Here is a 10,340-nt window from a genome sequence, read left to right on the forward strand (position 1 = left end):
GTGGCGAGGGGGTGGGTGGCGAGGCTGTGCGCCGCCGGGCGCGCGAGAGCCCCCCGGCGCCGGGCACCGGGGGGCTCTCGACCAGCGTCAGTCGCGCGTGAGCTTGCGGTACGTCACGCGGTGCGGGCGGGCCGCGTCGGCGCCCAGACGCTCGACCTTGTTGGCCTCATAGGACTCGAAGTTGCCTTCGAACCAGAACCACTTCGAGGGGTCCTCCTCGGTGCCCTCGTACGCGAGGATGTGCGTCGCGACGCGGTCGAGGAACCAGCGGTCGTGCGAGACGACCACGGCGCAGCCCGGGAACTCGAGCAGCGCGTTCTCGAGCGAGCCGAGGGTCTCGACGTCGAGGTCGTTGGTCGGCTCGTCGAGGAGCAGCACGTTGCCGCCCTCCTTGAGCGTGAGCGCGAGGTTGAGGCGGTTGCGCTCGCCGCCGGACAGCACGCCGGCCGGCTTCTGCTGGTCCGGGCCCTTGAAGCCGAACGCGCTCACGTACGCGCGCGACGGCATCTCGACCTTGCCCACGTTGATGTAGTCGAGGCCGTCGGACACGACCTCCCACAGCGACTTGTTCGGGTCGATGCCGCCGCGGCTCTGGTCGACGTAGGAGACCTGCACGGTCTCGCCGACCTTGAGCTCGCCGTCGTCGAGCGGCTCGAGGCCCACGATGGTCTTGAAGAGCGTCGTCTTGCCGACGCCGTTGGGGCCGATGACGCCGACGATGCCGTTGCGCGGCAGCGAGAACGACAGCCCGTCGATGAGCGTGCGGTCCCCGAAGCCCTTCTTGAGGTTCTTCGCCTCGATCACCACGGAGCCCAGGCGCGGGCCCGGCGGGATCTGGATCTCCTCGAAGTCGAGCTTCCTGGTGCGCTCCGCCTCGGCGGCCATCTCCTCGTAGCGGGCGAGGCGTGCCTTCGACTTGGTCTGGCGGCCCTTCGCGTTCGAGCGGACCCACTCGAGCTCCTCCTTGAGGCGCTTCGCGAGCTTGGCGTCCTTCTTGCCCTGGACCTGGAGGCGCTCCTGCTTCTTCTCGAGGTACGTCGAGTAGTTGCCCTCGTACGGGTAGAGGCGACCGCGGTCGACCTCGCAGATCCACTCCGCGACGTGGTCGAGGAAGTAGCGGTCGTGGGTCACCGCCAGCACCGCGCCGGGGTACTTGGCGAGGTGCTGCTCGAGCCACAGCACGGACTCGGCGTCGAGGTGGTTGGTGGGCTCGTCGAGGAGCAGCAGGTCGGGCTTCTCGAGCAGCAGGCGGCACAGCGCGACGCGGCGACGCTCACCACCGGAGAGGACCGTGACGTCGGCGTCCGGCGCGGGGCACCGCAGCGCGTCCATCGCCTGCTCGAGCTGCGCGTCGAGGTCCCACGCGTTGGCGTGGTCGAGCTCCTCTTGGAGCGTGCCCATCTCGGCCAGGAGCGTGTCGTAGTCCGCGTCCGGGTTCGCCATCTCCTCGGAGATCGCGTTGAAGCGCTCGAGCTTGCCGTAGATCTCGCCGACGCCCTCGCGGATGTTGCCGATGACGTCCTTGTCCTCGTTCAGCGGCGGCTCCTGCATGAGGATGCCCACCGAGTAGCCGGGCGACAGCCGCGCCTCGCCGTTCGAGGGCTCCTCGATGCCGGCCATGATCTTGAGGATGGTCGACTTTCCTGCGCCGTTGGGACCCACCACGCCGATCTTGGCGCCGGGGTAGAACGCCATGGTGACGTCGTCGAGGATGACCTTGTCGCCGTGCGCCTTGCGCGCCTTCTGCATGGTGTAGATGAACTCTGCCACTGCTGCTCCGTCGGTAGAACCGTGCGGGCGCGCGGGCGCCCGGATGCCGCCCCCTAGCCTACGGGAGGACGATGCGGCGGCGGGCGCGGGCGGTCCCCCACCCGCCGCCGTGCATGGGCTCAGGACGCCGGCGCCATCGCCTCCTCGTCGTCGTCGAGCGGCTCGTCCGCGGTGCCGATCCGCGGGTCGAGGTGCTCCGACGGCGGCACCTCCTCACCCTCGGGGTGGGACGCCGCGATCGCGCCCGCCGCGGCGCCCATGTCCTCCTCCCCGAGCGAGGCGACACCCGTGGCGCGCGAGAAGCTCGCGACGCCGCGCATGCAGTCCGGACCCAGCGCGCTCGCGTCGATGACGTGGTCGACGCGGGGTCCGTCCTTCGCCTCCCACGTGCTGGTCCGCATCCGGCCGGTGACGACCACCGGCATACCCTTCTCGATCGACTTCGTCACGGTGAGCGCGGCGCCGCGGAACGCGCGCACCGTGAACCACTCGGTGACGCCGTCCACCCAGACCGAGCGCTCGCGGTCGTAGAAGCGCGGTGTCGACGCGAGGCGGAACGACGCGATCGCGAGGTCCCCCTGCCCCTGGAACAGGCGGACGTCGGTGGCAACCCACCCGGACACTGTGATGGTCAGCTCGTTCATGCTCTCCTCCCTGGAGCCGCACGGTGCGGCGTTCCCAGGGTGGGCCGAGAGCGGACCGGCGCACCGTCGGTCGCGTGCATCTGTGGAGGACCGCCGGGGCGCGCGGGTCCGGGGACCACGCACCCCAGGGGCGCACAGCGCGATCGGCGCGCACAGCGCGGTCAGCGCGCGGGTCCGCCGTCCTCGGGCCGCGTCACGGGCTCCCAGATGTCGGCGGGAAGCGCGGGCTGGTCCGGCTCGGGAGCGGCCGCCGATCCGTCGGTCTGCCCGCCGATGCCCTCCGGCTCCGCCGCGCCGGCCCCCGCCGCGCTACCCTCAGCCTCGTCGGCGCCGGCCTCCGGCCGCTCAGGCGCCGCCGCGCGTGCGATGACCGTGAGCTCGTCGAGGTTGCGGTACGCCTGGTGGATGAGGTCCGTGGGCCGCACGACGGCCGGCTCGACCGCCTCGCGCACCGCCTCGCGCCCGAGCCGCAGCATCTCCTTCTGGATCGCCGCGGCGCGCACACGCCGGCGGAACAATGGCGCGTGATCCGCGACGGGCCACACGACGGCCGCGAGCGCGCGGTCCACGAGCACGGTGAGCTCCTCGGCCGGCGTGATCGCCTCGTCGATGACCACGCGCCACTGCACGGGAAGGCCCTCGGAGGCAGCGTCCACCCAGTCGAGCCGCTCCCGGTCGACCACCTCGAGCCGCATCGGCTCCTGGCGCGGCACGGATGCGGCGCGTCCCGCGACCACCGCCGCCGCAGCCTCCGCGCGGGCGTCGACGCCCGCGGCCTTGGCGAGCGAGCCGACCAGCTCGGCGACGTCGGGCAGCTCGGGGTCGGCGTCGCGAGCGAGCGCGCGCTCGAGCGTGCGCCCGGCGTCCACCAGATCGGCCGCGACCGCATCGGCCGCGACGGACCGGGCCTGCACCGCGCCCTCGAGCTCGGCACGCAGCACGTCGACCCCCTGGCCCGTCCGCGCGCTCACCGGCATGACCGGCACGGAGTGCATGCCGTCCTCGGCGAGCAGCCGCTGCAGGTCGCGCGCGACGTCCCAGGCATCCTCCGTGCTGAGGCGGTCGACGTGGTTGAGCACCACGAGCGACGGCTGGCCCGTCGCGGAGGCCTCGCGCAGGTAGCCCTCGTGAATGGCGTTGTCGGCGTACTTCTGCGGGTCGACCACCCACACCAGCAGGTCCACGCGCGGCAGGATCCGGTCGACCACCTCGCGATTGTGCGGGTTGACCGAGTCGTGGTCGGGAAGGTCGAGCAGGATCAGCCCCGTGAGGGTCGGGTCCTCCGCGAGAGGCGTGTCGTCACGCCGCAGGCGGCTGTCGACCGAGACCCCGAGCCAGTCGAGCAGGGCATCCGCACGGTCGTGCCCCCACACCGCGGCGCTCACGTGCGACGTGGTGGGACGCGCGACGCCCGAGACCGCGAACTCGACTCCCACGACCGCGTTGAACAGCGTCGACTTGCCCGAGCCCGTCCCGCCCGCGAGCGCGACCACGGTCCAGTCGATGCCCAGCTCGAGCCGCTCGTCGCAGCGGTCGACCGCCGCATGGAGCTCGTCGCGGATGGGCGCGGGGATGGCCTCGCGCGCCCACTCGAGCGAGGAGCGCAGCCTGTCGACGCGCTCGCGCAGCAGCGCGGTCTCGTCCCGCGGCCCGACCTCCTCGAAGCTCACGCTCACAGCAGCCCCCTCAGCTCCGCGCGGCGCAGGCGGATCTTGGCGGACGAGTCGGGCATGAGCGACGGGATGTCGGTCGGCTTCATCATGTCGAGCGACTCGCGGTTGACGCAGTGGCGGCGCGCCGCGTCGAGCTCCGCGCGCGCCTCGTCGACCGCATCGCCCACCGCCTGCGACGTCACGATCATGAGCGCGGTGCGCGCCTGCTCGATGCCGAGGGCGGCGCTCGCCAGCGTGGTGGTGAGGCCCGGCTCGCCGATCACAGCGATGCCGTGCTCGGCGCCCGGAAGCTGCAGCACGATCTCCTGGCACCGGTGCACCCAGCGCCGCGCCGCATCGGCCGCCTGGCGCTCGCGCGCCTGGCGGGCGTCGCGCGGGTCGCGCCGCTCCGCGAGCCACGGCCCCACTCCCGTCTCGGCGCGCCGCAGCGCGTCCTCCATCGCCTCCGCGACGGACGATGCGGCGAAGACCAGTCGCGACTCGACGGCTTCGAGCAGGTCGCGGTAGACAGCGTGAAGCAGCTCGTCGCGCTGCTCGCGTGCGTGGCGCCGGCGCACCCAGCGCGTGTTGCGCAGCTTGAAGAGCGCACCGCCGTCGGCGGTCGCCTGCTGCCAGCGTGCCGTGAGGGCGCCGGTCGGGATGGTCTCCCACCACCGCTCCCCGCCCTCCTGGGACACCTGCGCCGCGGCGCGGCGGACCTCGGAGCGCACGTCCTTCGCGGCCGCCGACTGATCGTCCATCGCCTCCGCGAGGGTCTCGAGCCACTCCTTGAGGGACTCGGCCGAGCCGTGGAGCGTGCGCTCGACGATCGTCGTGGCCGAGGCGGCCGCCACCGAGTCGAGCCACCGGCCCAGCCCGCCGACCACGTCGCGGGGCACCGTCGCCTGCCGCGTCGGGTCCTCGGGGATGACGAACAGCGGAAGCGTCTCGAGGTGCTCGGAGGCGAGGCGGTCGACCAGCTCGCGCCGCACCTGCGCCGCCACGTCGACGGTGACGCGGTTGAGCACGATCGCGATGGACGCGCCGCGGTCCGCACCCCCGCGCAGCGCCTGCCACGGCACGGCGTCGCCGTAGCGCGCGGCGGTGGTGACGAAGATCCACAGGTCGGCCGCCTCCATCATGAGGTGCGCGATCTCGCGGTTCTCCCCGCTGATGGAGTCGAGGTCAGGCGAGTCGACGAGCGCGAGGCCTCGCGGCATCGCCTCGGTGGCGATCACCTTGCAGCGCTGCGCCACGTCGGTGAGCACCTGGGTGTCGAGCGGGTGGTGGAACAGATGGGGCACCCGGGTGGTCGGGCGCAGCACGCCCGACGGCGTGAGCTGCTCCCCTACCAGGGCGTTCACGACCGTCGACTTGCCGGCGCCGGTCGAGCCCGCCACGACCACGATGGCCGGCGAGGCCTCCTCGCGCACGCGCGGGATGAGGTGATGGTCGAGCTGATCGAGCATGCGCCGGATGGTCTCGCGGGCGTCCTCGACCCCGGCAGTCGGCAGGGGGAGCTGGACCCCCGCGACCACGCGGCGGGTGTCGACCAGGGCATCGAGAAGGTTGCCGGGGTACGACCACGTCTTGATGGGTCGCATGCTCATGCGACGGCGCACCCTCTCAGAACCATGCGTCAAGCGTAGCGCGGGGGCCATGTACCAGGCGGCACGGGAGGCGATGGCGCGGCTTCAGCGCCCGCACGCGCACCGCGCCTCGGCCCGCCCGCGCGGTGGCACTACCCTGGTGACCGCGGCGACCACCGCCGGCCCTCGTAGCTCAATGGATAGAGCAACGGCCTTCTAATCCGTAGGTTGCAGGTTCGAGTCCTGCCGGGGGCGCCACGCATCGTGCGGGCGTGCCCCCAGGTAACTGCGCCGATGCCCGCGCGTACCGCCGCCCGGACGGGATCCCACTGGCTAGGCTGGTCCGCGTGACCACAGACCCGCGGTTCGCGCGCAGCGCGGACGCCCTCGCCGAGGCGGTCCTCGCGCTCGCGGCCGAGCGACCCATCGAACGCGTCGCCGTGACGGAGATCGCGCGCGTCGCCGGCGTGACGCGCGCGACCTTCTACAACCACGCGACGTCGCCGGCCGCGCTCCTCACCTCCGTGCTCGTGCGCGACCTGGACGCGATCCGCGAGGAGTTCTTCGCGGGCGTGGACCGCGCGCCGCAGGACATCGAGGACATCTGGCGCGCCGGCGAGCTGGTCCTGGTGCAGCACGTGCTCGCCCATGCCGCCGTCTACCGGCGCGGGCTCGCGCACGCGGACGGCGAGCACGGCTCGGCGCTCACGGAGCTGCTCGCCGGCCACGTCGAGGCGAGCCTGCTGAGGTTCGCGCGGGACCACGGCGTCGACGTTGCCCGCGGCGACGGGCCGCGCTTCGCCATGGCGGCCGCCTTCGTGGCCCAGGGCACGGCCGGGGCGCTGCGGGTGTGGCTCGACGGCCCCGAGCCGCTCGACCCGCAGGTCGCGGTCGACACGATCCTGTCGATGATCCCGCCGCTGTGGTTCGCGCTCGCGCGCGCCTGAGCCCACCGGCTCGCGGAATCACCGACGCGCGCCGCGCGTTCTTGCGGATCCAGCCCTCCGACGAAGGAACCTCATGACGTCTGCCCTGTTCACCCCGCTGACGCTGCGCTCGGTCGAGGCGCGCAACCGGCTGTGGGTCAGCCCGCTGTGCCAGTACTCGTGCGAGGAGCAGGACGGCGTCCCGCAGGACTGGCACCTCGTCCACCTCGGATCGTTCGCACGCGGCGGCGCGGGGCTCGTGATGGCGGAGGCGACGGCGATCGCTCCCGAGGGCCGCATCTCCCCGTGGGACACGGGGATCTGGGACGATGCGCAGCGCGACGCCTGGGCGCGCATCGTCGCCTTCATCCACGGGCAGGGCTCGCTCGCCGCGATCCAGCTCGCGCACGCCGGCCGCAAGGCCTCGACGTACCGCGAGTGGAGCGGCACCGGCTCGGTGCCCGCGTCCGAGGGCGGGTGGGACACCGTCGCTCCGTCCGCGGTCGCCTACGAGGGGTACGCCGCCCCGGCCGCGCTCGACGAGGACGGCATCGCCGCGGTGGTCGACGCGTTCGGCGAGGCCGCACGGCGGTCGCTCGAGGCGGGCTTCGACGTGCTCGAGGTGCATGCCGCGCACGGCTACCTGCTCCACCAGTTCCTGTCGCCGCTGTCCAACCGGCGGGAGGACCGCTGGGGCGGGCCGCTCGTGGGCCGCGCGCGCCTGCTGCTCCACGTGGTGCGTCGAGTGCGCGAGGTCGCCGGCGAGGACGTGCCCGTGTTCGTCCGCGTCTCGGCCACCGACTGGCTCGAGCCCGAGGGATGGACGCTCGACGACACGGTGACGGTCTCGCAGTGGCTGCGCGAGGCCGGCGCGGACCTGGTCGACACCTCCACCGGCGGGCTCGTGCCCGGGGTCCCGATCCCCGTCGCGCCCGGCTACCAGGTGCCCCACGCGACCGCCATCAGGGAGCGCTCCGGCATCGCCGCGACGGCCGTCGGGCACATCGTCGACGCGCACCAGGCGGAGCGCATCGTCGCGTCGGGCCAGGCCGATGCGGTGTTCGTGGGGCGCGAGTTCATGCGCGACCCCCACTTCCCGCTGCGCGCGGCGCACGACCTGGGCACGGAGATCGACTACTGGCCCGCGCAGTACACGCGCGCCTCGTGGAAGGCGCGTCCCGCGCTCACCGCCGACGAGGACTGAGCCCTACCGGTCCGCCGCCGCCCGCGTCGAGCCTCGCACCACGAGGCGCGTGGGCAGCGGCGTGTCCGAGGTCTCGCCGTCGTGCTCCTCGAGCGCGACGAGCACCTTCTGCATGATCTGCCGGCCGAGCGCCTCGAAGTCCTGACGGACCGTGGTGAGCGCCGGGTACAGATACCCGGCCTCTGGGATGTCGTCGAACCCGACCACGCTCACGTCCTCGGGCACGCGCAGGCCCCGCTGGCGTAGCGCCGACAGCACGCCGATCGCCATCTGGTCGTTGCCGACGAACACCGCGTCGCCGGGCGCCACGTCCAGCTCGAGCCCGAGCGCGTGCCCGCTCGCGGCGGTCCAGTCGCCGTGGGCGGGCTCGCTCACCTCGAGGCGACGCGCGCCGAGCTCGTCGCGCCATCCCCGCGCACGCTCCGTCGCATCGGGCGCCTGCGCGGGCCCCGCGAGGTGCAGGATCCGCTCGTGCCCCAGCTCGGCGAGGTGCTGGACGGCGGAGCGCGCGCCGCGGTACTGGTCGATGGCGACGATGCGCGGGTCGCGCCGCGCGGTCGACGCCGCCGCGACGACGGGGATGGCGAGGTCGAGCCCGCGCACCACCTCGAGCGCGCCGGCGTACGCCACCACCACCACGACGGCGTCGACGCGCTGGCGCAGCAGGCCCTCGACCGCGGCCCGCACCGCGGCGGGTTCGCTGTCGACGGTGCTGACGGCGTCGACGCTGTAGCGCGCCGCACGGGCCGCGAGGTTGAAGTGCATCGCGATCGAGGCCGGGCCGTAGTCCACCGCGCTCGGGGTGATGAGGCCGATGGTCCGCGTCCGCCGCGTGACGAGCGCGCGCGCCGCGGGCGACGGGCTGTAGTCGAGCTGCGCGATCGCCTGCTCGACCCGCTCCTTGGTCGCGGGCCGCACGTTGGGCATGCCGTTGAGCACGCGCGACACGGTCTGGTGGGAGACCCCCGCGAGGCGCGCGACGTCGAAGATGTTCGCCGCCTTCGCGCTGCCCTGCTTCGCCACGCCTACTCCTCGTCCTCGCCGGGCTGCGCGACGAGCGCGAGCAGCGAGTCGGTGGTGACGTCCGCCGCGACCACGGTCTCGACGATGCGCCCGTCCCGCATCACCGCGACGCGGTCCCCGACTCGCAGGACCTCCTCGAGCTCGGCCGAGATGAAGACCACGGACATGCCGTTGTCGGCGAGCTCGCCCACGAGGTTCTGGATCTCGACCTTGGCGCCGACGTCGATCCCGCGCGTCGGCTCGTCGAGCACCAGCAGCCGCGGCGACAGCGCGAGCAGCCGCGCGAGCAGCACCTTCTGCTGGTTGCCGCCGGAGAGGGTCCCCACCGGACGGTCGAGGTCGGGCGGCCGGATGTCGAGTGCGTCGACCCAGCTCGCGGCGAGCTCGCGCCGGCGCGCCGGGGGGATCCGCCGGAACACGCCCCGCTCGGACTGGAGCGCGAGCGTGATGTTGTCGAGCACGCTCAGCTCCGCCACGATGCCGTCGCGGCGCCGGTTCTCCGACGAGTAGACGACCCCGAGCGTGATCGCATGCCGCGGCGAGTCCAGCCGCACGCTCTCGCCCTCGACGCGGATCTCGCCGGACTCGAGCCGCGCGACGCCGGTGAGCGCGTGCGCGAGCGAGGTGCGCCCCGAGCCGAGCAGACCCGCGACCCCGAGCACCTCGCCCTCGGCGAGCTCGACGTCCGCCTCGACCACGCCGTGCGCGACGGTGACCCCGCGCGCCCGCAGGATCGCGCCGGCGCCCGCCTCCGCATCGTCCTCCGCCGCGCGCTCGCGGGACCGCAGCTCGGACACGGTGCGCCCGAGCATCTTCTGCACCAGGTCGATGCGCAGGAGCTCGCCCGTGAGGTACTCCCCCACCAGCTCGCCGTCGCGCAGCACGGTGATGCGGTCGGCGAGCTCGTAGACCTGGTCGAGGAAGTGCGAGACGAAGAGGATCGCGACGCCGCGCGCCTTGAGCTCGCGGATCACGCGGAACAGCTCGGCGACCTCGTCGAGATCGAGGCTCGAGGTCGGCTCGTCGAGCACGAGCACGCGGACGTCTGCCGAGATCGCGCGTGCGATCGCGACCAGCTGCTGGACGGCCACCGAGTGCGTGCCCAGCAGCGAGGCGGGGTCCAGCTCGAGCCCGAGCTCGGCGAGCGCCGCGCCCGCGCGCTCGCGCATGAGGCGCCGCGACATGACGGCGCCCCGGCGCGGCTCGCGCCCGAGGCAGATGTTCTCTGCCACCGAGAGGTTGGGGAGGAGCTCGATCTCCTGGTAGACCGTGCTGATGCCGGCGAGCTGAGCCTCGTGGGGCGTCGCGAAGGCCACGGCCTCCCCGGCGAGTCGCAGCACGCCCTCGTCCATCGCGAGCGCGCCCGTGATCGCCTTGATGAGCGTCGACTTGCCCGCGCCGTTCTCCCCCATGAGCGAGTGCACCTCGCCCGGGTACAGCCGGAAGTCGACGTGATCGAGCGCCGCATCGGCACCGAAGCGCACCGTCGCGCCGGTGAGCTCGAGCAAAGGCCGCACCCCGTCCACGCGCCC

General features: G+C 73.3%; 8 protein-coding genes and 1 tRNA gene. 3 read left to right on the forward strand and 6 right to left on the reverse strand.

The genetic code is table 11. The annotated features are described in order from the left end of the window. Positions 1 to 87: 87 nt before the first annotated feature. The 4 genes from ettA to AOM09_RS08925 form a co-directional block, all read right to left on the reverse strand. Complete coding sequence (gene ettA / locus AOM09_RS08910; protein ID WP_062387063.1) at positions 88 to 1,770, reverse strand: energy-dependent translational throttle protein EttA; 1,683 nt, start codon at positions 1,768 to 1,770, stop codon at positions 88 to 90. A 119-nt stretch (positions 1,771 to 1,889) separates the two neighbouring features. Beyond that, positions 1,890 to 2,414 (reverse strand): single-stranded DNA-binding protein, encoded by a 525-nt coding sequence (locus AOM09_RS08915; protein ID WP_062387067.1) that lies wholly within the window; start codon positions 2,412 to 2,414, stop codon positions 1,890 to 1,892. A gap of 161 nt (positions 2,415 to 2,575) precedes the next feature. Continuing rightward, entirely contained in the window at positions 2,576 to 4,090 is a 1,515-nt protein-coding gene (locus AOM09_RS08920) for a GTPase (protein ID WP_169747637.1), read from the reverse strand. Continuing rightward, the gene (locus AOM09_RS08925; protein ID WP_169747638.1) at positions 4,087 to 5,676 is read right to left on the reverse strand and encodes a dynamin family protein; all 1,590 of its coding nucleotides are present in this window, start codon (positions 5,674 to 5,676) and stop codon (positions 4,087 to 4,089) included. Before AOM09_RS08925 ends, AOM09_RS08920 begins: the two co-directional genes overlap by 4 nt. Positions 5,677 to 5,837: 161 nt before the next feature. Between AOM09_RS08925 and AOM09_RS08930 the strand changes: the two genes are divergently transcribed. The 3 genes from AOM09_RS08930 to AOM09_RS08940 all read left to right on the forward strand — a co-directional run bounded on the left by AOM09_RS08930 (position 5,838) and on the right by AOM09_RS08940 (position 7,785). Further along, a tRNA-Arg gene (locus AOM09_RS08930) sits at positions 5,838 to 5,913 on the forward strand. An 89-nt stretch (positions 5,914 to 6,002) separates the two neighbouring features. Beyond that, a complete protein-coding gene (locus AOM09_RS08935; RefSeq protein ID WP_062387079.1) occupies positions 6,003 to 6,602 on the forward strand; it encodes a TetR/AcrR family transcriptional regulator in 600 nt (199 codons plus the stop codon). Between the two features lie 73 nt (positions 6,603 to 6,675). Then, a complete protein-coding gene (locus AOM09_RS08940) occupies positions 6,676 to 7,785 on the forward strand; it encodes an NADH:flavin oxidoreductase/NADH oxidase (RefSeq protein WP_062387083.1) in 1,110 nt (369 codons plus the stop codon). A 3-nt stretch (positions 7,786 to 7,788) separates the two neighbouring features. Here AOM09_RS08940 and AOM09_RS08945 read toward each other — a convergent pair whose 3' ends face one another. Both AOM09_RS08945 and AOM09_RS08950 read right to left on the reverse strand, forming a co-directional pair. Further along, positions 7,789 to 8,808 (reverse strand): LacI family DNA-binding transcriptional regulator, encoded by a 1,020-nt coding sequence (locus AOM09_RS08945; protein ID WP_062387086.1) that lies wholly within the window; start codon positions 8,806 to 8,808, stop codon positions 7,789 to 7,791. 2 nt (positions 8,809 to 8,810) lie between these two features. Next, positions 8,811 to 10,334 (reverse strand): sugar ABC transporter ATP-binding protein, encoded by a 1,524-nt coding sequence (locus tag AOM09_RS08950; RefSeq protein WP_062387089.1) that lies wholly within the window; start codon positions 10,332 to 10,334, stop codon positions 8,811 to 8,813. Positions 10,335 to 10,340: the final 6 nt, after the last annotated feature.

This window comes from Demequina iriomotensis (genome assembly GCF_000971395.1).
In the GTDB taxonomy this organism is placed as follows: Bacteria; Actinomycetota; Actinomycetes; order Actinomycetales; family Demequinaceae; genus Demequina; species Demequina iriomotensis.